The sequence below is a fragment of the Nitrosarchaeum sp. genome (genome assembly GCF_025699065.1).
Classification (GTDB): Archaea; Thermoproteota; Nitrososphaeria; order Nitrososphaerales; family Nitrosopumilaceae; genus Nitrosarchaeum.
The window spans coordinates 37,389-60,589 of record NZ_JAILWF010000007.1; the positions used below are offsets into that span (position 1 = coordinate 37,389).

Annotated in this window: 24 protein-coding genes and 1 tRNA gene; 10 read left to right on the forward strand and 15 right to left on the reverse strand. The window is 33.2% G+C overall.

Annotated elements, in window-relative coordinates; genetic code table 11:
* Window positions 1-38 precede the first annotated feature (38 nt).
* Both K5782_RS08375 and K5782_RS08380 read left to right on the forward strand, forming a co-directional pair.
* The gene (locus K5782_RS08375) at window positions 39-296 is read left to right on the forward strand and encodes a hypothetical protein (RefSeq protein WP_297465727.1); all 258 of its coding nucleotides are present in this window, start codon (window positions 39-41) and stop codon (window positions 294-296) included.
* A 218-nt stretch (window positions 297-514) separates the two neighbouring features.
* Window positions 515-871 (forward strand): DUF6659 family protein, encoded by a 357-nt coding sequence (locus tag K5782_RS08380; RefSeq protein ID WP_297465728.1) that lies wholly within the window; start codon window positions 515-517, stop codon window positions 869-871.
* A gap of 362 nt (window positions 872-1,233) precedes the next feature.
* Here K5782_RS08380 and K5782_RS08385 read toward each other — a convergent pair whose 3' ends face one another.
* The 6 genes from K5782_RS08385 to K5782_RS08410 form a co-directional block, all read right to left on the reverse strand.
* Window positions 1,234-1,761, reverse strand: a complete 528-nt coding sequence (locus K5782_RS08385) for an Lrp/AsnC ligand binding domain-containing protein (protein WP_297465731.1) — start codon at window positions 1,759-1,761, stop codon at window positions 1,234-1,236.
* A gap of 10 nt (window positions 1,762-1,771) precedes the next feature.
* Complete coding sequence (locus tag K5782_RS08390; protein WP_297465733.1) at window positions 1,772-2,011, reverse strand: Lrp/AsnC ligand binding domain-containing protein; 240 nt, start codon at window positions 2,009-2,011, stop codon at window positions 1,772-1,774.
* A gap of 166 nt (window positions 2,012-2,177) precedes the next feature.
* Complete coding sequence (gene dusB, locus K5782_RS08395; RefSeq protein ID WP_297465735.1) at window positions 2,178-3,134, reverse strand: tRNA dihydrouridine synthase DusB; 957 nt, start codon at window positions 3,132-3,134, stop codon at window positions 2,178-2,180.
* 70 nt (window positions 3,135-3,204) lie between these two features.
* Entirely contained in the window at window positions 3,205-5,349 is a 2,145-nt protein-coding gene (locus K5782_RS08400) for a thrombospondin type 3 repeat-containing protein (RefSeq protein ID WP_297465737.1), read from the reverse strand.
* Between the two features lie 85 nt (window positions 5,350-5,434).
* The gene (locus tag K5782_RS08405; RefSeq protein WP_297465739.1) at window positions 5,435-7,576 is read right to left on the reverse strand and encodes a thrombospondin type 3 repeat-containing protein; all 2,142 of its coding nucleotides are present in this window, start codon (window positions 7,574-7,576) and stop codon (window positions 5,435-5,437) included.
* Between the two features lie 12 nt (window positions 7,577-7,588).
* Window positions 7,589-10,006, reverse strand: coding sequence for a thrombospondin type 3 repeat-containing protein (locus tag K5782_RS08410; protein ID WP_297465874.1), 2,418 nt, complete (start codon window positions 10,004-10,006; stop codon window positions 7,589-7,591).
* 154 nt (window positions 10,007-10,160) lie between these two features.
* Between K5782_RS08410 and twy1 the strand changes: the two genes are divergently transcribed.
* Window positions 10,161-11,186, forward strand: coding sequence for a 4-demethylwyosine synthase TYW1 (gene twy1 / locus K5782_RS08415; RefSeq protein WP_297465741.1), 1,026 nt, complete (start codon window positions 10,161-10,163; stop codon window positions 11,184-11,186).
* Here the strand turns inward: twy1 and rdgB are convergent.
* Window positions 11,149-11,712, reverse strand: a complete 564-nt coding sequence (gene rdgB / locus K5782_RS08420; RefSeq protein ID WP_297465876.1) for an RdgB/HAM1 family non-canonical purine NTP pyrophosphatase — start codon at window positions 11,710-11,712, stop codon at window positions 11,149-11,151. The genes twy1 and rdgB overlap by 38 nt on opposite strands.
* Complete coding sequence (locus K5782_RS08425) at window positions 11,696-12,316, reverse strand: KEOPS complex kinase/ATPase Bud32 (protein WP_297465743.1); 621 nt, start codon at window positions 12,314-12,316, stop codon at window positions 11,696-11,698. The genes rdgB and K5782_RS08425 overlap by 17 nt, the downstream gene beginning before the upstream one ends.
* An 89-nt stretch (window positions 12,317-12,405) precedes the next feature.
* Between K5782_RS08425 and K5782_RS08430 the strand changes: the two genes are divergently transcribed.
* The gene (locus K5782_RS08430; RefSeq protein ID WP_179365384.1) at window positions 12,406-12,732 is read left to right on the forward strand and encodes a hypothetical protein; all 327 of its coding nucleotides are present in this window, start codon (window positions 12,406-12,408) and stop codon (window positions 12,730-12,732) included.
* Here K5782_RS08430 and kae1 read toward each other — a convergent pair.
* Complete coding sequence (gene kae1, locus K5782_RS08435; RefSeq protein ID WP_297465746.1) at window positions 12,726-13,709, reverse strand: KEOPS complex N(6)-L-threonylcarbamoyladenine synthase Kae1; 984 nt, start codon at window positions 13,707-13,709, stop codon at window positions 12,726-12,728. The genes K5782_RS08430 and kae1 overlap by 7 nt on opposite strands.
* Window position 13,710: 1 nt before the next feature.
* Window positions 13,711-14,901, reverse strand: a complete 1,191-nt coding sequence (locus tag K5782_RS08440) for a redox-regulated ATPase YchF (RefSeq protein WP_297465749.1) — start codon at window positions 14,899-14,901, stop codon at window positions 13,711-13,713.
* A gap of 73 nt (window positions 14,902-14,974) precedes the next feature.
* Here K5782_RS08440 and K5782_RS08445 point away from each other — a divergent pair, with 73 nt between their 5' ends.
* Window positions 14,975-15,523 carry an AAA family ATPase gene (locus tag K5782_RS08445; protein ID WP_297465752.1) on the forward strand — a complete coding sequence of 183 codons (549 nt, stop codon included), beginning with the start codon at window positions 14,975-14,977 and terminating at the stop codon, window positions 15,521-15,523.
* A gap of 31 nt (window positions 15,524-15,554) precedes the next feature.
* A complete protein-coding gene (gene tgtA / locus K5782_RS08450) occupies window positions 15,555-17,066 on the forward strand; it encodes a tRNA guanosine(15) transglycosylase TgtA (protein ID WP_297465754.1) in 1,512 nt (503 codons plus the stop codon).
* A 38-nt stretch (window positions 17,067-17,104) separates the two neighbouring features.
* On the opposite strand, the gene K5782_RS08455 is transcribed toward tgtA, so the two are convergent.
* Window positions 17,105-17,407, reverse strand: a complete 303-nt coding sequence (locus K5782_RS08455) for a 4Fe-4S binding protein (RefSeq protein WP_007403030.1) — start codon at window positions 17,405-17,407, stop codon at window positions 17,105-17,107.
* A gap of 163 nt (window positions 17,408-17,570) precedes the next feature.
* Window positions 17,571-17,783 carry a hypothetical protein gene (locus K5782_RS08460; RefSeq protein ID WP_297465756.1) on the reverse strand — a complete coding sequence of 71 codons (213 nt, stop codon included), beginning with the start codon at window positions 17,781-17,783 and terminating at the stop codon, window positions 17,571-17,573.
* Window positions 17,784-17,896: 113 nt separating this feature from the next.
* Between K5782_RS08460 and K5782_RS08465 the strand changes: the two genes are divergently transcribed.
* The 4 genes from K5782_RS08465 (at window position 17,897) to K5782_RS08480 (ending at window position 20,507) form a co-directional block, all read left to right on the forward strand.
* Window positions 17,897-19,162 (forward strand): MBL fold metallo-hydrolase, encoded by a 1,266-nt coding sequence (locus tag K5782_RS08465; RefSeq protein ID WP_297465760.1) that lies wholly within the window; start codon window positions 17,897-17,899, stop codon window positions 19,160-19,162.
* Between the two features lies 1 nt (window position 19,163).
* Window positions 19,164-20,006 carry a DNA glycosylase gene (locus K5782_RS08470; protein ID WP_297465762.1) on the forward strand — a complete coding sequence of 281 codons (843 nt, stop codon included), beginning with the start codon at window positions 19,164-19,166 and terminating at the stop codon, window positions 20,004-20,006.
* A gap of 33 nt (window positions 20,007-20,039) precedes the next feature.
* A tRNA-Arg gene (locus tag K5782_RS08475) sits at window positions 20,040-20,114 on the forward strand.
* Window positions 20,115-20,156: 42 nt separating this feature from the next.
* Window positions 20,157-20,507 (forward strand): hypothetical protein, encoded by a 351-nt coding sequence (locus tag K5782_RS08480; protein WP_297465764.1) that lies wholly within the window; start codon window positions 20,157-20,159, stop codon window positions 20,505-20,507.
* On the opposite strand, the gene K5782_RS08485 is transcribed toward K5782_RS08480, so the two are convergent.
* The 3 genes from K5782_RS08485 to K5782_RS08495 are packed head-to-tail and all read right to left on the reverse strand — an operon-like array spanning window position 20,504 to window position 23,189.
* Window positions 20,504-20,965, reverse strand: coding sequence for a plastocyanin/azurin family copper-binding protein (locus K5782_RS08485; RefSeq protein ID WP_297465765.1), 462 nt, complete (start codon window positions 20,963-20,965; stop codon window positions 20,504-20,506). The two genes, K5782_RS08480 and K5782_RS08485, sit on opposite strands and share 4 nt — an antisense overlap.
* Before the next feature lie 54 nt (window positions 20,966-21,019).
* Window positions 21,020-22,600, reverse strand: coding sequence for a cytochrome b N-terminal domain-containing protein (locus K5782_RS08490; RefSeq protein WP_297465767.1), 1,581 nt, complete (start codon window positions 22,598-22,600; stop codon window positions 21,020-21,022).
* Window positions 22,581-23,189, reverse strand: coding sequence for a twin-arginine translocation signal domain-containing protein (locus K5782_RS08495; RefSeq protein WP_297465769.1), 609 nt, complete (start codon window positions 23,187-23,189; stop codon window positions 22,581-22,583). The genes K5782_RS08490 and K5782_RS08495 overlap by 20 nt, the downstream gene beginning before the upstream one ends.
* Window positions 23,190-23,201: the final 12 nt, after the last annotated feature.

Here is a 23,201-nt window from a genome sequence, read left to right on the forward strand (position 1 = left end):
GTTCATAAATTATAAAGTGGCCTTAAAATAAAAAGTCATTGAAGGGACTATATTGGTTGATTTTAGGATTATCTGTTTGGTTCATTCCAACCATAATATTTCAAATAATAATTACGTCTGAGGATTCATTAAAAACAGCAGAAGAAGCAGTGTCAGATATTCCAAAAGAATTAGTGATCATTTTGTTTGCAATCTCTTTACCAATTATTGTTAAAGGAGTAATTACAACTCGTAAAGAACGTAAAGCATCAAAAAATAATGAAGATGTGAAGAATAAAAAATCTAAAAAACAATAGTCAACTGAGAGGATAACAATGGTTTCCTCTCAGTGAGGTATCCCTTTGGGGGACATGTGTTTTGAAGGGATAATCAACCATTACAATTTAAGTATAAAAGCAAATAATTTGATGCTTCTAAAAAGATTTTAGATTAGGCATAATTTTTAATTAATTCATAATAGAAATAATCATTTATTATACAATCATCAATCATAGAACAAATATTAGATAATAAAATGAATGATAATTTTTACCAACATAGATTAGATGAGATTTTCCAAGAAAATGACATAAGATTTGCGGGATTTATAGATAGTAGAGGAAGTTTGATAAAAGGTAAATTTAGAGAAGACATTGTTCCTTTTGAAACAAATACCGAACAACAAAAAATATTTAGAGAGTTAGCATACAGAGTAGCAACCAGAAAAAATTTTGATTATTCTATGGGTCCTGTAAAATATTCAGCATCAAGACGTGAAAAATTGGTAATGATGAGCTTTCCTCTAAAGAAAAATATTCTTTTAATCACTACCGAACCAAATGTAAACATTGATAGATTAGCGTACAAAATTCTTCAGATTCTTGAAAAATAACAAAGAAAATTATCATGAAAATAATAGATATTAAAATAAATAATAAGACCAATGCATAAATTCATTCAAATTTAAATTTTAAATCAAACAAATTTTCAAAAAAAAAATAAAATATCTAATTAATTAGCATAGCAAATTAATAATATGCCATCAAAAATAAAATATATTTTTGGATGTAAGCACAATAATCCAAGTATTTTATCAACAGTAATTTTTGAAAGAGGATTGGAATTACCAGCTGTCTTTTGTGATAATTGTATTACAATTTGCAATATTTGTCTAAAGAAAGAAAAAATAAGAATATATGATAAACTTGAATTATGTGAAAAATGTTACTCAAATGTTATAAAAAATTTGAAGCGTTAAGTTTCTTGTTCTATAATTACATTTAGTGTCATGGTAGTTCTAACATGAGGTAATTTTCGTATGCCTTTTGTAATTATATTTTCCATTAATTTGTAATCAGATGTTTCAATTTTACAAATAACATCATAATAACCAAATACCACATCAGCTTCTTTTACTTCTTGAATATGACTCAAATTTTTTAAAATATTGTATTCTTCCCCTTTATCACCGTGAATGACAACATAAGCCTGAACATCATTCTTACCAAGTATAGATCCAATAAGTTTTTCAGATGCCTGGAATAGTTCTTTACCTTCTGATCTAGTAAGAGTTACAGTAGAATGAATTTTTGGGATTTTACGGATTACATTTGTAATGGTTTTTTGAATTTTTTCTTCAGAATCTGATTCTATTTTTGAAACAATATCATAAAGACCAAGAGTACCGTGCACTTCGATAACATTTTCAGTTGATTTTAACGATGAAATTATATTTTTTTCTGATCCCAAGTCACAATTTATCAGCACATATGCTCGGGGCATTTTGACCTCATTATTGTTGTCCTTCTATACCCATTAAAGTTAGTGTTGATCTAATTTTTGCAATTTTTCTTATTTTCCAAGTTATTGTTTCACGTAACGTTTCTACCTGTTTTGATTCCACCCTTGTCAGAATATCATATGCACCAAATATTCCATGAACTTCTGTAACTCCTTCAATAGTTTTTAATTCAGATATTACAGATTCTTCAGAACCTAGATCACAGTTAATCAACACATACCCTATAGCCATTTAATTACACATCTCCATTTCTATATTTTTAATATCATTAGAAATTATATAAGAATAATCTGAATTTATTTAAATATTGATAGATTAAAAATTAAAAAATGAATATGTGTATACATATTATAAAAATCTCAACAAATTATTAGTAATTGAATATAAAATATTAAAGTTAAACATATGCCTCATTCATAATTTTTTCAAGTTCAATTAGATTTTTCGTTCTAGAAATTTTTGGTCGTAATTTTGAACCACTATTCATTCCCTTAGTAAACCTCATGGCCTGACTTTTGATGTTTGAAAATTTTATGTTGTATTGAGTTGTAAGGTGAAGGTAATCAAAAAATGCATCAAGTTTATCTTTGAATGTATATTTTTTATAAGTTCCAGTTGTCAAATAATCATTGATTTGTTCAAACAAAAAGGGATTACCCATTGCACCTCTACCAATCATAATATAATCACAACCAGTTTGATCTATCATTGTTTTAGCATCTTCAGGAGTTGTAATATCACCATTACCAACTATAGGAATATTTGATATTTCTTTTAGTTCTTTAATCATTTGCCAATCAGCATTACCAGAATATCCCTGAGTTACAGTTCTAGGATGAAGTGTTATCATTTGTATGCCTTCATCTTCAGCAATTTCTGAAATATCTTTAAAGAGATATCTACTTGCTTCAGTAACACCTAAACGTATTTTCAAAGTTACTGGTTTTTTAACAGCATTAACCAGAGTGTTAAAAATTTGTTGGGTAAGATTAATTTCTTGTAATAGAGCTCCACCTGCCATTTGTTGTGTAATATGTGGTGCAGGACAGCCCATATTGTAATCAATGATATCAAAAAAAGGTTCAACAATCTTTGCAGCTTTTTCTAATGCTAAAAGATCAGAACCAAATAATTGAACAGCTAAAGGTCTTTCCTGTTCAGAGTATTCTAAAAATTCCTGAATGGTTTTTTTATTTTCTTGTAGTTGTTTTTCTTTAGCAATAATACTGTGAATACTAGTAAATTCAGTTACCACTAGTCCTGCACCCATTCTTTTACATTGTAATCTTAATGCGGCGTCACTAACACCGGCCATCGGTGCTAAAAAGGCTCTACTTGAAAAAGTCGGAAGCATTATGATAGTTTTGAATTTTAGATATATTTATCATATTAATAGATTTTTTCAAATTACAAAAATCAAAAAACTATTGCTCTGGGCAACCGTCAACTATTCCAACATAATCTTCTGATTTTAGGGGGCATTGATCAATATCGTTGATAATTCCATCAAGATCATCATCATGAACAAATCTTTGTTGTTCAGGAGCAGTATCAGGGCAACCGTCCCAATCTCTATATTTATTCCAAGTTTCAGGTGCCGTTGGGCATGAATCAACATCATCAGGATATCCGTCAGAATCAGAGTCAGGTCGTGTTGGTGCAGATGAATCTGCTCCTCTCACATCAGGACAACCGTCCCAATCAAGATATCCATTAAAGTTTTCTTTTTCATCAAGACATGAATCCCATCTGTCATCAATTCCATCGCCATCAGCGTCTGGGAATTGATAAGATGTAGTAGCGTCAGAAGTTACATCAGGGCAACCGTCATCATCTTGGAAATTATTGTAAGTTTCTGGGTTTGATGGACATGAATCTAAATAATCCGGAATTCCATCCCGATCAATATCAAGAGTTGAGGTAGATTTATCGGGGCAACCGTCATCATCTTGGAATCCATTAACTGTTTCTGGTTGAGTTGGACACAAATCTAAATTATCTATAATTCCATCACCGTCAGTATCTGCAGTCATTTTACCACTAGCAGGCAACAAATCAGGGCAACCGTCATCATCTTGGAATCCATTATAATTTTCTCGAGAATATGGACATAAATCATTGTCACCAAAAATACCATCATAATCAGAATCTCCAACTGCTTTTAAATCAAGACTATCAGGGCAACCGTCATCATCTCTGAATTTGTTAAAATTTTCACGTTCTTGTGGACATTGATCAATAGAATCTGGAATTGTATCATAATCAGAATCAATCAAACTTCCGGAACGTGCTGTCACTGTGTCAGGACAACCATCCCAATCCAAAAATCCATTAAATGTTTCAGGTTCACTTATACATGAATCCCATCTGTCATCAATTCCATCGCCATCAGCGTCTGGGAATTGATAAGATGTAGTAGCGTCAGAAATTACATCAGGGCAGCCGTCATCATCTTGGAAATTATTGAAAGTTTCCCTAGTGTATGGACATAAATCATTGTCACCAAAAATACCATCATAATCAGAATCAAGTGAGGATGTAAATTTATCAGGGCAACCGTCATTATCTTGGAATCCATTAACTGTTTCTGGTTGAGTTGGACACAAATCTAAATTATCTATAATTCCATCACCGTCAGTATCTGCAGTGAATTTTTCATTAAAAATACTATCAGGGCAACCATCAGTGTCTTTGAATTTGTTGTATGTTTCTTGAACATATGGGCATAAATCATTGTCACCAAAAATACCATCACCGTCAGCATCACCCGCTATTTTATAATCAACTACATCAGGGCAGCCGTCATTATCTTGGAATTTGTTAAAATTTTCACGTTCTTGTGGACATTGATCAATAGAATCTGGAATTGTATCATAATCAGAATCAATCAAACTTCCAGAATGAATAGCTGCAGTATCTGGACATCCATCCCAATCAAGATATCCGTTAAAGTTTTCTTTTTCATCAAGACATGAGTCCCATCTGTCATCAATTCCATCGCCATCAGCGTCTGGGAATTTGTAATCAGTTGTAGTACCAATTGCTACATCAGGACATCCGTCTTCATCTTGAAATCTATTGTAGGTTTCAGGAGCTGTTGGGCATGAATCTAAATGATCAGAAATACCATCTCTGTCAGTGTCTTTTGATGAAATAGTATCAGGACAACCGTCTTTATCATCAACACCATTGAATGTTTCAGGTTGAGTTTTACATGAATCTAGATCGTCAGAAATACCATCACCGTCAGTATCTACAATTGTCTTATCTGTTGATGGTGATAAATCAGGGCAACCGTCTTCATCTTGGAATTTGTTGTAAGTTTCTCTAACGGTAGGACATGTATCAATATGATCAGGAATTCCATCAAAATCAACATCATACCATGGGACAAATGTGGATGGGCAGCCATCAATTGTACCAGTATAATCTTCTTTCAAATTTGGACATAGATCAAGATTATTTGGCACACCATCGTTGTCATTGTCTTCAACAGCAAACACATTTGTTTGGAAAATACCAATGGAGGCAATCAAGAATAAAAATCCAAGAACGTGATATTGTTTCATTATCTTTGACTTCGATATTATCGAGTATTTATTAAATCTCACGTTAAAAAGATCCTATAAAAAACATCTAAACAACAAATGAAGCCTATTGTTCTGGACAGCCATCAATTATTCCAATATAATCTTCAGATTTTAGAGGACATAGATCTTCATCGTTGATAATTCCATCAAGATCATCATCATGAACAAATCTTTGTTGTTCTGGAGCAGTATCTGGACAGCCATCAGAGTCATTATATTTATTCCATGTTTCAGGTGCAGTTGGACATGAATCTACTGAATCAGGATAACCATCACCATCGGAATCAGCTCTATTTGATATAGTAGATTCAGCTCCTGGAACATCGGGACATCCATCCCAATCAAGATATCCATTAAAGTTTTCTTTTTCATCAAGACATGAGTCCCATCTGTCATCAATTCCATCGCCATCAGCGTCTGGGAATTTGTAATCAGTTGTAGTACCAATTGCTACATCAGGACATCCATCTTCATCTTGGAATCTATTGTAGGTTTCTGGGTTTGATGGACATGCATCTATTGTATTTGGAATACCATCACCATCGGTATCAAGAGTAGATGTAAATTTATCAGGACAACCGTCCTTGTCTTGATAATTATTGATGGTTTCAGGTTGAGTTGGACATAAATCTAAACGATCTACGATTCCATCACCATCGGTATCTGCAGTTGATTTATCATCTGCAATATAGTCTGGACACCCATCAGAATCCAAATATCTATTGTATGTTTCTTTAATGAGTGGACATTGATCAATATCATCTGGAATACCATCTTTGTCTGAGTCACCTCCAGAGATTAGATCTATACCATCAGGACAACCATCCTCATCTTGGAATCCATTATATCTTTCTGCAATTTTTGGACAATCATCTACAGCATCTGGAATACCATCATAATCATAATCAGCTAATTTACCAGCAGTTGTACCTGGAACATCTGGACATCCATCCCAATCAAGATATCCGTTAAAGTTTTCTTTTTCATCAAGACATGAATCCCATCTGTCATCAATTCCATCGCCATCAGCGTCTGGGAATTTGTAATCAGTTGTAGTACCAATTGCTACATCAGGACATCCATCTTCATCTTGGAATTTATTGTAAGTTTCTTGGATAAGTGGACATTGATCAATATCATCTGGAATACCATCTTTGTCAGTGTCATTATTCAAAAGTGATTTATCGGGGCAGCCATCTTTATCTAAGAATCCGTTGAATGTTTCAGGTTGAGTTGGACATAAATCTAAACGATCTACGATTCCATCACCATCGGTATCTGCAGTTGATTTATCATCTGCAATATTATCAGGACAGCCATCATCATCTTGGAATTTATTGTAAGTTTCTGGATTAAATGGACATAAATCATTGTGATCAAAAATTCCATCACCATCAACATCACTTATTATTTTATAATCAACGACGTCTGGACAACCGTCAGTGTCTTGGAATTTGTTAAAATTTTCACGTTCTTTAGGACACTGATCAATAGAATCTGGAATACCATCATAATCATAATCAGCTAATTTACCAGCAGTTGTACCTGGAACATCTGGACATCCATCCCAATCAAGATATCCGTTAAAGTTTTCTTTTTCATCAAGACATGAATCCCATCTGTCATCAATTCCATCGCCATCAGCGTCTGGGAATTTGTAATCAGTTGTAGTACCAATTGCTATATCAGGACATCCATCTTCATCTTGGAATTTGTTGTAAGTTTCTTGGATAAGTGGACATGAATCTAGACTATCAGAAATACCATCTCTGTCAGTGTCTTTTGATGAAATAGTATCAGGACAACCGTCTTTATCATCAACACCATTGAATGTTTCAGGTTGAGTTGGACATTTATCAATATTATCTATAATACCATCACCGTCAGTATCTGCAACTATCTTATCTGTTAATGGGGATAAATCAGGGCAACCGTCTTCATCTTGGAATTTGTTGTAGATTTCTCTAACAGTAGGACATGTATCAATATGATCTGGAATTCCATCATAATCAGCATCATACCATGGAACAAAGGTAGATGGACAACCGTCTATTGCACCAGTATAATCTTCTTGGAGGTTAGGACATTGATCAACATTATTTGCAACACCATCATTATCATTGTCTTCAACAGCAAATACACTACTTTGGAATATACCAACAGAGGCAATCAAAAGTAAAAATCCAAGTATTTGGTATTGTTTCATTTTATAACACACCTATTGTTCTGGACATCCATCAATTGTACCTTTATAATCTTCAGGGATTGTAGGACATAAATCGTAATTATTTACGATGCCATCTAAGTCATCATCATGTTTGTAACGTGATTGTTCTGGAGAAGTATCAGGGCAACCGTCTTGATCTTGATATTTATTAAAAGTCTCTTTATCATTAGGACACATATCAACATCATCATTTATTCTATCACCATCTGTATCAACAGTAGTTTTTCCTATTGGAACAGTATCAGGGCAACCGTCGTAATCAACATATTTGTTCCAAGTTTCCTTTTGTGTTGGACACATATCCATTATGTCAGGAACACCGTCATCATCTGCATCAGGTTGAGATATGTTAGTATCAGGGCAACCGTCTTCATCTTCAAATCCATTAAATGTTTCAGCAACCAAAGGACATTGATCAAGTACATCACTTATTCCATCATTATCAGAATCTACTACAAATGATTCAACAATTTTGTCAGGACAGCCATCATCATCTTGGAATTTATTGTAAGTTTCTTTAGCAGTTGGACATGCATCTATTGCATCAGGTATTCCGTCCCTATCTGAATCAATCTTGGGAATATAGTTATCAGGGCAACCATCCAAATCTAAAATTCCATTGAATGTTTCAGGTTGGTTTGGACAATTATCTATACGATCATGAATTCCATCACCATCTGAATCAGGTATGCCTTTATCATCTGCTACATAATCTGGACAGCCATCAGTGTCTTGGAATTTATTGTAAGTTTCTGGAACAAGTGGACAATTATCTTTTGAATCTACTATACCATCAAAGTCAGAATCGACATCAATCAAATAAGACGGAAAGTCAGGACAGCCGTCAGTGTCCTCAAATCCATTATATCTTTCAGGTACAAGAGGACATGCATCAACAGAGTCTAAAATTCCATCAAAGTCAGCATCTAAATCTCCAGGGTTATCAGGACAGCCATCATTGTCAATGTATCGATTCCACGTTTCTGGTTCAGTTGGACATTTATCTAAGGAATCTCTAATTCCATCATTATCAGAATCCATTATAGAAATATCTGGGCATCCGTCAGTGTCTTGATAACCATTAACAACTTCAGGTTCTAATGGACATTTATCCAATAAATCAGCAATTCCATCACCATCAAAATCGAAAGAAGATGAACTAGATATTTTGTCAGGACAGCCATCATCATCTTGGAATTTATTGTAAGTTTCTTTTTCTGTTGGACATGCATCTTCACTATCGATAATGCCATCGCCATCTCTATCAATTAATGATGCATTATCAGGACAGCCATCATCATCTCTAAATCCATTAAATGTTTCAGCACGAGTTGGACATAAATCTGCGTAATCTCTAATTCCATCGCCATCAGAATCTGGAGATGTTTTATCATCTGCAACATAATCAGGACAGCCGTCATCATCTTGGAATTTATTGTAAGTTTCTTTCACTGTTGGACATTGGTCTACACTGTTTGGAATTCCATCTTGGTCTGAATCAGCAGTAATGGAATAAACAGGAATGTCTGGACAACCGTCAGTGTCCTCAAATTTATTGTATCGTTCAGGTTCTAATGGACATGCATCATCTATATCCATAATACCATCACGATCAGAGTCATTTAGCTTTCCAGTGAATGAAGGAACTGAATCAGGACAACCATCATAGTCAGCATATTGATTGAACGTTTCTTTTTGGTTAGGACATGTATCAGATTTATCAGGAATTCCATCGCCATCTGCATCACTAAATGTAGTATCTAAAACAATATCAGGACAACCATCTGTATCTCTATAACCGTTAAACGTTTCAGGTTCTGTTTGACAAAAATCAATTTTATCAATTATACCGTCATTATCAGTATCAACAAATGATGAGTCAGTAATAGTATCAGGACAACCATCAGTGTCTTGGAATTTATTGTAAGTCTCAGCACTTAGTGGACAAGAGTCTAGATGATCTGGAACACCATCTCTATCTCTATCTGAACCAGAACCAAAAGTATCAGGACAACCATCAGTATCAAATATACCGTTAAATGTTTCAGGTTGAGTTGGACATAAATCTAGAACATCAATAAAACCATCACCATCAGAATCTGGAGGTCCTCCAGAAGCAGTTCCAGGAGCAGTATCAGGACAACCATCCTCATCTTGGAATTTATTGTAATTTTCTCTTAAACTTGGACATTGATCAATATTATCTTGAATTCCATCAAAGTCCTCATCATACCATGGAACAAAATTAGATGGACAACCATCAATTATTCCAACATAATCTTCTTGGAGGTTAGGACAACTATCTGTCTCATCTGTAACTCCATCACGATCTAAGTCATCAGTAGCAGCAAATACAGGACTTGTAGAAATGCCAATTATTATGGCTAAAAATAAAAATATGAATCCCATACGTATTTTTTTCAAAGCTTAAATTTACGTCAAAGATCCAGTTATTAAACTTCACTCTGAAATCGGCTAAAAATGGGAAAAGTTTTGAGAGTTATTTTTAAGAAAAAACAAGGATCACGATCAATTTAAGTAAAGCAAAACAGATTTTTTGCATATGAGTTGTTCTGGAGAAATAGTTGATGAAGAGAAACTAATTCAGATCAAACCTGGAATCTCACAACAATTAAAAAAAGCAAAATATGGTGTTGCAGATCATTCCACAGTAGAGCTTTGTCATTGGACAAAAAAATCATTCAAACATGAAGGAAGTTGCTACAAGCATAAGTTTTATGGAATTTCAACTCATCAATGTATGGAATTTTCTCCTGCTGGAATGCATTGTGAAAATCGTTGTGTATATTGTTGGAGGCCAATGGAATTTTACGATTCATTAAAAATGGAACCAGAAAAAGTTTCTGAGCCAAAAGAGATACTAATTAAGTTGATGGAGGAGCGAAAAAAATTGATAATGGGGTATTACGGAGATTCGAGAAATGATAAACAAAGATTAGATGAATCGTTATTACCAAGTCATTATGCTATTTCACTTTCCGGTGAACCAACAATGTATCCAAAGCTTCCAGAATTAATAAAATATCTAAAGTCATTAGATGCAACAAAATCAATTTTTCTTGTAACAAATGGACAAGAACCAGACATGATTCAAAGATTACAAGATGAAGATGCATTGCCAACACAATTGTATTTATCTACAAATGCAGCAGATTATGATTCATTTTTGAAAATTAACAGACCGAAATACGATGACTCTTGGCAAAGATGGAATAGAACATTAGAGATGTTAAAACACCTTGATACAAGGACTGTACTTCGAATTACGCTCATAAGAGATTACAATGACCAAAAAGAGATGATTCCGGCTTTTGCTTCAATGTTAAAACAAGCTAGTCCACATTTTATTGAAATAAAGTCTTACATGCATATTGGTCGTTCAACTAACAGATTAGAACATTCAAACATGTTAGAAATGGAAGAAGTGAGAAGATTTAGTGAGGAAGTAGCAAAACAGAGTGAAATATTTTCAGTAATGGATGAGAGTCTTGTTTCAAGAATTGTAATATTACAAAACAATCAAAGATCCATTAATCGTTGGATTTCAGCTTATTCAAGTACCAATTAGAAAATTTTTTTAGTGCTTTGTATCGATGGGATAAATCATTTTTAGTTGTTAACTGTGCAAATGTTTGATTAAAATTTTTAGGAATAAAAATTGGATCATAACCCCATCCTGTTCCATTTTGTGATTTAGAAATAATTCCATCAATTTTTGCTTCAAATGATCTACAATGTTTATTATCATGATAAGAAATAATTGAGATAAATTTGGCTTTTCTATTTTTTTTTAAGAGTTGTAAAATCCCTTTGTTACCAATTGTTTTGAAAACATATGAAGAATAAGGTCCAGGAAATCCATCTAGTGAATCTATGAAAAGTCCATCATCTTCTATTATTATCGGTTTTTTACATTTTTGAAATGCTTGTATTGCTTTTTTAGATGCAATTTCTTTGAGAGAAGAAGATTGAATTTCTTCAAGATCATATTTAAAAAATTTAAGATTAATATCAAATGACTCTAAAATTTTTTTTGCTTCTTGATATTTGTGATGGTTTGATGATACAAAGAAAAGATCAGACGACTGTCGCATATCTTCCTCTACTTTCAATATCAGATACCGAGTGCATAATTTTGGAATAGGTAATGGTACCAACTACGGATTTGTAGCCAGAAAGAAAATTTTTCCATGCAGATTCCATAATTTTTGCATGTGCGCTGTTTAGAATTTCTTTTATTAATCGCAAATCTACGGCATGATCTTCAGATTTGATTGTTTTCTGGGATAAACCAAAATCAATCACATATACTTTATTTTTGTATAAGATAAAATTTGACGTGGTCAAATCCCCATGCATAATACCATTTTTGTGCATAATTCCAACAAGTCTACCAATTTCTTTAGATAATTTGATTATCTTCAAATCAGGTAAATCGTGAACTGGCATACCAGGAATTTCTTGCATTAGAATAGATGAATTTGTTAAATTTACAAAGTATACAAGAGGAGTTGGGATTCCAAATGATTTTACTTCTGAGATTGTTTGAGATTCTTTAATTGTTCTTTGTTTTCTAATTTTTGCATCAAGAACAGGGTTACGATATGGTTTTGTCTTTCTTATTTTCAATATTGATGGTAAATTACTCCATTTTGTAAGATAGATATCTGCTTCTGCACCTTTTTTTAGTAGTTTCATAAAATAGATAATTGAAATGTTATAATTTAGAGTTATTTAACATAATTTTCATTAAAATTATAACCTAGAGATACGGGTAAAAACGAATCATGGAAGACGGAGAAAAGAGGTTAAAGCAGGAAGATTGTAACGAAGATAAACTTGGTGCAGGAATTTTAACTTTAACTAATAAAAGATTGGCTTTTGATAAGACAAAATCACGAATGATGGACTTTTCAAAACGTTTTGGAGATACAGTAATGGATGTTTCATTAAATGATGTAGACAAAGTGTGGAAAGAGGGACGACTGATAAAAAAAGTATGTTTCACTTCCAAAACAAAAGAAGGTGAACAGACATACAAGTTTGGTGTTTTTAATACTAAAGATTGGCTAAAAAATATTGAAAATGCCATAAAAGAGCATAAAAATCAATAATCTATTTTAACTGAATCTAATCGCCATGATTGTTGTACAAAGGTTTCTTCAATAGAAACACCATTTTTTACTTGAGATTCTAGCAATCCTGTCCAACATATTTGACTACCACAATCACCTGCATATTTTTGGGGCGCAATAAAAAATTTGCAGGTATGTCTTTTACAAACATCTTGTAGCATTTCAGACAATCTTTTATTTGCAGCAACACCACCGACAATTAATAATTCTTTTTTTCCAGTAAATGATAATGCTCTTTCTACTACTTCACTTATCATTGCAAATGCAGTCTCTTGTAATGAAAAACATGCATCAGATTTACTTTTTTTTATAATTGGTTTTGATGCAGATAACAATCCAGAAAATGATACATCATTTCCTTTTACAGAATATGGAAGTAGAACATAATTAGAAGTTGATGAAGCTAAATCTTCAATGTTTTTTCCACATGGAGATGCAAATCCAATTGATCTTCCAAATTGATCTAGTAATTGACCTAATGTAATATCTAATGTTTCTCCAAATATTCTCCATTGGTTATTTAGAAATGCAAGAAGCATTGTATGTCCACCAGAAACTAAAAGAACTAGCGGATTTTTTGCGCCAGTAAGTAATTTTCCTAATTCAATATGCCCTAATGCATGATTAACTGGATAGATTGGAATTTTATAATAAGATGCAAGAGATCTTGCTACTACTGCACCTACCCTCAAACAAGGACCTAGACCAGGACCAGCAGCATATGAAATAATATCAAGATCTTTGATTTTAACGCCAGCCTCTTTAAGGCATTCAGATAATACAATGGAGCTATTTTCAACGTGATGTCTTGAGGCTTCTCTAGGATGAATTCCTTCACCCTCAGGTGGACGATAAATTTTTCTGACATCAGATAAAATTTTTCCTTTTTTTCCGTTTTTTTCTATTATAGCACATGAGAAAGTGTGAGCTGTGCTTTCAACTCCAAGACCAAGCATATTATCCCCTACTTAATGTTGAAACAATTTTGATCACGTCTCCATTTTTCAATTTATGATCACCGCCGATTCTTTGTTTTGTTTTACAATCAATGGCATGTAAAAATCCCTTGGCAATATCAGCATGAATTAAACCTGCCAAGTCTTTTGCAGTTGAATCATGCGGTAATAATTTTGCATCAGGCAAAACATCGCCATTCTTGTTAGTTAATTTTGTTTCATCTTCTACAGGAAAAACAACAATGAGTTTCAACAAATCAAATACTGCAAGATTTAAAATTTTTTGAATTCCTGTCGAATGAATTTTTGTAAAAACTGTATTTACTAGATCTAGTGCTTTTTGTTGTTGTGGCAATATTTCTTTATTTTCAACTATAGAAAACTTTTCATCACCTGATTCATAATGTATCATTCCTGATTTGGAAGCTTTTCGTAATAATAATTCAGTTTCAGCACTACATGGAACTACAATTGTATCAGGAATTTTTTTAATTATATCAAGATCTTTGCAAAGGTCTGCTTTATTTGCTGCAATGATGAATGGTTTTGTATTTTTTCTTAATTCCTTAACAAAAGTTTGAATGTCAGAATCGTTCCATTCTTTAGGATTTTTTGAGCTAAGTTCTAGTTTATGTAAAATATCTTGTATTTGATATTCTTTAATTCCCAAACCAGTAAATCGTTTTGCAATTCCATCAGTGAGTTTTGCTCTTTTTTGTTCTATTTCTCTGGTAAGTTTATCCCATTCCCTTCGAAGAATATCTGTAAACCATTGATCAAATTCATTTTCAACAAAACTAACATCTTCAAGAGGATTATGTGTGCCAATAGGGATAGGTTGTCCTTGAATGTCAGTTGTTCCAGCAATATCAACAACATGTATCAAGACTTCAGCTTGCCTTGCATCATCAAGAAATTGGTTTCCTAAACCTTTTCCCTCATGTGCTCCAGGAACTAATCCTGCTACATCAATTAATTTTACTGGAATAAAACGAGTTCCATTTACACATAATGGATTTTGATGTTTAATTTCAAAATGCTTACAGGCGCAATCAGATTTTACATAAGCAACACCAACATTTGGTTGAATTGTTGTAAATGGAAAGTTACCGATAGAGACAGGAGTTTCAGTAGCAGCTGAAAAAAATGTAGATTTTCCAACATTTGCTTTACCTAATAAACCAATTTGCAATACACACAAAAATGCTATTGGACTTATTAGTATTGCAGAAATTGTTTAATTCAGTTCATGTTAGTTTTATAATATGTCAATAGTAATTACTGGAAATCCTGGAGTCGGAAAGCACACTATAGCCAATGAAATTGCCAAACGATTAGAATTACATATAATAGACATAAACAACATCGCTAAAGATTCAGGATTATTTGAAAGAAATGAAGATACAAATGATGTAGATACTGAAGAATTAAAAAAAATAATTAACAAGAAAATTTCAAAGTCATCTTTAATTGTTGGACATTTAGCACCATATGTTTTATCATCCGAACAAATAAGTAAAATGATCGTATTGAGAAGAAATCCCTATGATTTGATTTCAGTGTATAAAAAAAGAGAGTACTCAGATGAAAAAACTAGAGAAAATACAGGTAGTGAGATTTTAGGAGTAATAGTACATGATGCAATAAATCAATTTGGAGTAAAGGTATTCCAAGTAGATGTTACAACAAAGAGTGTTTTAGAAGTTACAAACAAAGTAATGAGCATAATTGATGGTGAAGATTCAAGTGAGGATGTTGATTGGCTTGATTTAGTAGCAAAACATGACGATTTGAAAAAATTTTTTGCTTATTGATTAAATAATGCTATTATTGAGAATCTGTAACTTGTTTGAGATTTTAAAAAGTGACTTGGCTGGAAGAATTGGGGTAATACATACAAATCATGGAAAAATTGAAACTCCTGCGTATGTCCCAGTAATTCATCCTGTGAAACAAACAATTCCAGCTAAGAAGATCAAAGAGATTGGTTTTGATTTAGTAATTACAAATGCATACATCACCAAAAACAATTATGGTGACGAAGCCGTAAAAAAAGGAATTCATAATATAATAAATTTTGACGGCGCAATAATGACAGACTCTGGAGGTTATCAAGTATTAGAGTATGGTGATGTCAGAGTTTTACCACCAGAGATGGCAGAATTTGAAAGAAAGATACTTACAGATTTTGCAATTCCGTTGGATAAACCTACAGGTTACGGACTTGCATGGAAAAAAGCTGAATCATACGTCAACCATACTCTCAAAGTCTCAAAGAAGACACTTGAAGACAGTGAAAGTAACGGCCAGATCTGGATTGGACCAATTCAAGGCGGAGAACATTTTGATCTGGTAGCCAAATCAACTAAAGGTTTAGTCGATATGGGTTTTCAAATGCTAGCTTTAGGTAGTCCAGTAGAATTTATGGAATCATATGAATACAAATTATTAGCGCAAATGATTGTATCTGCAAAAAAACAGATGCCGCATTCCATTCCCTTACATCTTTTTGGTGCAGGACATCCATTAACTATACCATTTGCAGTTGCACTAGGTTGTGATACTTTTGATTCTGCATCTTACATGTTATACGCTAAACAAGAAAGGTACATCACAGATGATGGCACAAGAAATCTTTCAGATATTTCGGTATTTCCATGTAACTGTGAAGTCTGCTCAAAGTACACCCCTAATGAATTATGTCAACTAGAAATTCATGAAAAAATTAATGAAATTGCGCTACACAACCTTTATTCAATAAAAAATGAAGTAGATAAAGTAAAACAGGCAATCCATGAAGGAAGGTTGTGGGAATATGTCTTAAAAAAAGCAAGAGCACATCCAAAGTTATTTGAAATGATCGATATTTTCACTGAAAATTCAAATTATTTTGAAACATCAACTCCAAAATTCAAAGAAAAAGCTATTTTCCTTTATGGGAAAGAGGATCAATATCGTCCAGAAGTTCAGTCATATCATAAAACGATTAGAAAATTCAAGTCAAAGAAAAAAACTTTAATCATAACCAAAGAATCCAATACAAAACCAGCATACCTATCACATGAATATTTCTCACTAAAACGGAAATTCAAAGAGATGAAAAATGTTCAAGTTTGCCAATACAGTCCACATTTAGGATTAATCCCACTAGAAATTTCAGATATCTTTCCTGCATCGCATCATGAAACTTCAAGATTAAAATTCAACCCCACAGAGTTTCCAACTTTTGAAAACACTTGGGAAATATTTTTTAAAAATAATCAATTTTCAGAAATTTATTTTGATAAGACCGATGAATTTTTAAAATACTATGTCAAAATGCTTCCCAAAGATATCAAAAAGAAATCTATTGTTTAAATAAAAATAAGAAAAAAGTGTGTGCTAAAAGATTCTGCTTATAGTGCAGCGTCTTCTGCCCAACCTTTGATGAAGATACCGTTTTTGTGAAGAGGTACTGGTTGTCCAGCTGTGTAATTCATTGGTCTCATCCAAAAGATTGATTTTGTTGGGCATACACCGATGCATGCACCATCAGAAATACATCTTTCCGGATAAAATACAAATGCTTTACCTCTCTTCCAGCCTTCAACAGGTTTTACTCTAAGGACATCAGGACCAAGAGTTGTACAGATTTCTACACATAGTGCACATCCGATACATCTTTGTTCATCAATGTCTGGAAGTATTGCTATTGGCATTACAACATAATGTTTGTTTGGTTGCTATTTAAACCATAATCAAAAACCATAACCCTGTTATGAAATTGATCGGTAACAAAACTTCAAAAATTAAAGAAAAAATTCATCAACAAAGAACTTTAAAAATATAATAAAAAACAAAAAGATAACGTGTGTTACACGTTTATTTTCTCATTGCATCAATTTGACCAGAGGTTACCCAGTCAAGTAATTCAGCTGAAGATGGATTTAGGTCTGCTTTCTGTTTCATCAGATTGTTTACCCAAATCCAGTTAATTTGGTTAAGAAGTGGTTTGTTTGCTTCGTCGCCTGCACGTGTTTTAGCAACTACTGCTTGATCTTGTTGTTTTAACCATTCTTGGAAGCTTCTTCCCATGAGGATCGAATCTTAGCTTACACTAATTAAAGCTTTTGTAGATTCTATGATAGGCATAATGATCGGTTCTACCCTAAGAAGGTTTTAAGGTAGAGCAAAATTCAATTTATTTCTTGGAGATTAAAGTTTTAGGGGCAGCCAATGAAGTAGGGCGTTCTGGTTTTTTGGTAAATTGTAATGGAACAAATCTATTGTTAGATTACGGAGTATTATTTGGAAAACGTGGATCGCCACCAGAATACCCACTTCATGTAAAACCAAAAGATCTTGATGCAATCATCATCACTCATGCTCATCTTGATCATTCAGGAAATGTTCCGTCATTATTTGTCAGTGGAAATACAGATGTTTATGCAACACCACCGACTTTTGATTTAACAAGATTACTCATAGAAGATATGCTGAAAATTACTAAAGATGCTCAACCATTTGGACTACCTGAATTAAACAATATGATGCGAAATGCAAAAGAGATAGGATTTAGACAAAAAATTACTAAAGGTAATGCAACTTTTGAATTAAGAGAGACAGGACATGTGATTGGGGGAGGTTCTGTATTAGTAGAATCTCAGAAGAAACGACTTTTCTATACTGGAGATATCAAAACACATGGTTCAAGAATGCTTCGTGAAGCAGATCTAGATATTGGAGATATTGATCTTTTAATCATTGAAAGCACATATTCACAAACAGAACAAAAACCTAGAAAAGAATCAGAGAAAGAATTAATTGAATTTGCAAATGAGGTCATGGATAGAAAAGGAGTATTATTTATCCCATCATTTTCAGTTGAACGCTCTCAAGAAATGGCATGTATTTTAAGAAGTTCAAACTTTAAACACAAAATCATAATGGATGGAATGGCACTAAAAGTAAATGAAATAATGTTTAATCATCCAGAATATCTAAGAGATCCAAAAGTGTTTGCAGATGCAATCAATGAATCAGTTGCAATAAGAGATCATGAAAAAAGAAAGCATGCATTAGAGGAACCATGTGTTGTTATTTCACCTGCAGGAATGCTAGTAGGAGGCAATGCAACATATTATTTGCAAGAGCTTTCATTTAACAGCAATAATGGAATTGCTCTTGTATCATACCAGGGTGAAGGAACTCCTGGAAAAAAACTTCTAGATACAGGAAAAGTATCCACCAGAGGAAAAGATCTAAGAGTTGCTGCAGAGGTAAAACAATTTGAATTTTCAGGTCATGCAGATCGAAATGAACTTTTTGAAATAATTGAAAAAATCAAAGGTAATCCTAAAGTCTTAACAGTTCATGGAGATTCTGAATCATGTAAAAAATTTGCTCAGGAAATTCATGAAAAATTTGGTTTTGATACACATGCGCCAGATGTAAATGAGATAATAACTATCTGAGATGATAGATTATAGTACAATCAACATAGAAAATACAATAAATAGTGGACAAGTTTTTCTTTGGAGAAAACAAGATGATTTTTGGTATGGTGTTAACGGTCAAGATATTTTAAAAATAAATAATTTAGGAGAGGTTGTATCCCATAGTGGAAAAAAATATGATTTTTTTAGAAGTGATGATGATATTGAAAAAATAATTAAATTAATTTCAAAAGACAAAACAACTAAAATTGCTGTAAAAAAATATCTTGGGCTTAGACTAATCAGACAAGATCCATTTCAGTGTTTTATATCATTTATTGTTTCTTCAAATTCCAATATTCAAAAGATTAAATCAAGTTTAGAAAAAATCTCGATAAAATTTGGTGCAAAGATTAAATTTGATAATCAAGAATTTTACGGTTTTCCAGAACCAATCAAAATAGCAAATGCATCAATTCAAGAAATTCAAAGTTGTGGTGTTGGATATAGAGCAAAATTCATTATTGATGCAGCAAAAATGGTAGAATCAAAAAAGATAGATTTTGAGCGTCTTAAAAAATTAAATTATTATGATGCAAAAGAGATAATTCTAAGCGTACCAGGAATAGGAAACAAAGTTGCAGATTGTATTTTATTATTTTCCCTTGATAAGACAGAAGCATTCCCATTAGACACTTGGATGATTAGAATTTTAAAAAAATATTATTTAGAAAAATTTGAAATTAAGACAAAATCAATTACAGAAAAACAATATAATGTATTACATGAAAAAATTGTAAATTATTTCGGCCCATATGCAGGATATGCACAGCAATTTTTGTTTAAAATGGAAAGAGAAAATTACCAGAAAAAATGGTTGTAAACCCTTAAAATGACAATTAATTTTTAGATTCTTGGGCTGGTAGCTCAGCTTGGATAGAGTGCTGGACTTCTAATCCAGTGGTCAAGGGATCGAAGCCCTTCCGGCCCGTTTTAACAAAATTATTTATGCAGACTCAAATAGGTTCTTTACGTGAAAGATATTGAATTTGAGTTGAATCCCAAAGAGATTCATCCAAAGTCCGAGATAAATGGGGCAATTTTTGTATCATATCCAGGCAGATATGATGGAGTAGTAATCAATACACAGATTTTAGATTCAAATGAACACATTATCTACAAGTCATATAATGGAAAAAAAATATCACAAAACGTTGCACGATTATTCATTAGCAAAGACGTTATGCCTGAAAATAAAGCAGATTTCACAGCAGTGATAGAGTTTGAACCAAAAAAGATACACGAGGTAAAATTCAGAGCATCAATTATTGAACAACACAAAGAAATTGAAAGTAAGATAATATTTGCAAAATACTCTATCTAGAATCTTTGTTTTGTAATTTCCAGTTTACCTTTCATCCAGGGATGTGGTTCACAGTGATATTCTATTATTGCAGGCTCTGTGAAAAGAAACTCGTAATCATATCCAGGTTTTATAACACCTTGTGAACCAAAAACACCACTGTAAGAGTCTTCAGTTCTATGATCTGGAGTTACTGTATGTGCAGTTGTATCAATATTTTTCCAAACAACATGATTATCTATTCCTAGCTGTATGTTTACTAATTTTGGTACATAATTATCCTGTTGAGCAGAGCTAGCAGAGCCTTCAATTATTTCAATGATTGTTTCAGAAACTGGATGTAAAATATGCTCATCTACAGACGGTTTCAATAAAGATTCTGGAAGATAAAATGATGTGTAAAACACAACCCCTACAGATACACCAATAATTATTGCCATAACTCCAATGCCATATGCATGACTTGATGTTGCACTCAACGATTTTTGTAGGTCTTTAGAGTTCTTATAAAGCTTTTTTAGAATTTTGAAAGACTAGGGTTTTTTTAGATCTGAAGAACCTAAATCTGGAATTGTATTAGTACCAACTCCTAAATCAGCTTGAACTTTTGGCGGTGTAATTTGTGGAGCAATTTCTTTTGTTTCTTTTTTGCTATCGTCTATTGACTTTTCTTCTGGAAGTTTTCCACTTGGAACTGATTGTGGTAGCTCCTGTGGTTTTTCTTCATGTACAGGTACAGGTGGTGGTGGAGGTGCATTCTTTGCTTGGTTTAATCCATATCTGTATAGATGGAAGAACCCAGCAAACACTATCAAGATAATTCCTATGAAAAATAACGAGATATTTTTCATTCCTGTCAAGGCTGCATTATATGCTGCAATGTTTAGAAATACTTGAAATGCCAACAGTGCAACAATTAGCCAATTAATCCATTTTTGTGAGAGATTAATTGTTGCCACTTTCTTTGGACCCTTGTCTTTTGCAAGTTTGGCTTTTCTTTCAGATTCTTTTGCAAGTTTAATCATCATATATGAGAATCCAAATCCTAGTGGAACTAATAATATCATTACGGTATATAGAAACACTGGATCAATTACCAAACGCTCTACTAGAGGAATAGTAGTATCAGATGGAATATAAAATCCCCAATATGTTGTGACCATGATTTGAGCTATTCCAGTAATACCAAATGCAGTAATTATTGGACGATCTTTCCAAGAGAATTTTTTATATCTATCAATAAATGGAATCAGTAAAAATGACGCAATGAAAAGTCCAGGCCATAAAACACCTGTAACAAACTTGTCATACTGAGTTCTCAAAAATGCATAGAGACCTGTCAAATACCATTCAGGGACAGTGATTCCGGGCGGAACCGTGGGTTCAAACTTGAATCCTAGATCAATTGGAAATACACCGCCAGTTACCAGAATTGCACCACCAATTGCCATAACCATTGGTACATCAAACACAAGAAACCTTGGAAAGTGCACAGCCATCAATCCAAGCATTACAAGAGGTAAGAGAAACACATGTTGTGCATAAAATCGTAACACAAAGTCTGAAAACCCACTACCAAACATTGCATCACGAATTGTTGGTCCTGCTATCGGAATTGATGTGGTAAGAGATGCAGCTATACTAATTGCAAGTTCTGCTCTTTCACTAAATATTACATCATAACCAGTAAAAGCTTCTAGAATTGTAACTGTTCCAAGAATTACACCAGTTGCCCATAAAATTTCATTTCTAATTTTGTATCTTCCACTAAAGTATTGATAATACATATGTAAAATTGCTAAAAGCACCATTGCGTTGGATCCATGATAATGAATATTTCTAATGTGAAAACCAAATGGGACTTCATCATTGATGAACTTTACACTATCCCATGCTCTATCCAACATTGGTTGGTAGTAAAACATTAGAAGTGCACCTGAAATTCCAAGAATTACAAATACAACAAATGTAAGCATCCCCAAAAATCCAAATGGACTTACAAACCTAGCAGGAAATGAAAATTTAATTGCAGTAAAGATTGTTCTGTCTAATCCATCCCAGAGCCAGTAAAAAAAGGCAACTGCGCCAGTACGTCTATGAAGCGAAACGGCCATATCCAATTACTCCATTGTCATTCACACCCCATGTTGGTGGTAAAACCCATAAAAAGCCATCTGCATCAACTTCAAAATTTAATTCTGGCAATGTATCTGATGGTGCAGCTTGTAATGATGCTGGTCCAGCAAATGCAGTTCCTGTTGTAGGATCATACATACTTCCATGACAAGGGCATTCTCCTCTCTTTCGTCCTTCTTCAGGCCAATATTTCCATAAACACCAAAGATGAAGACACACCATACTGTATGCCCTAAAAGCTGAAACATTTTGTTGTTCTCCTCCAAGTTCTTTTGGCAATCTAATGAATTGCCATTTTCTAAATGCTTCTGCATCAAGTGCAGGATCACCAGTACTAGGATATGTAATTACTTCAGCATGGTTAAGTGGAAATGTTCTAACGTTTGCTTGGGTGCCATCAGGTAAAATGACTTTAACTTTTTCTAGAGTTGCCTGTGAAGGATTTGGCATGAAATTCCCAAATGGAACAAAAGGAGCAAAAGCCAACCCAGTGCCTGCAGCTCCCATCAACTTTAGAAAATCTCTTCTAGATAATCCGCCAGACTTTTTTGTCCCCTGCTCAGACATTCAAGCTGTCGT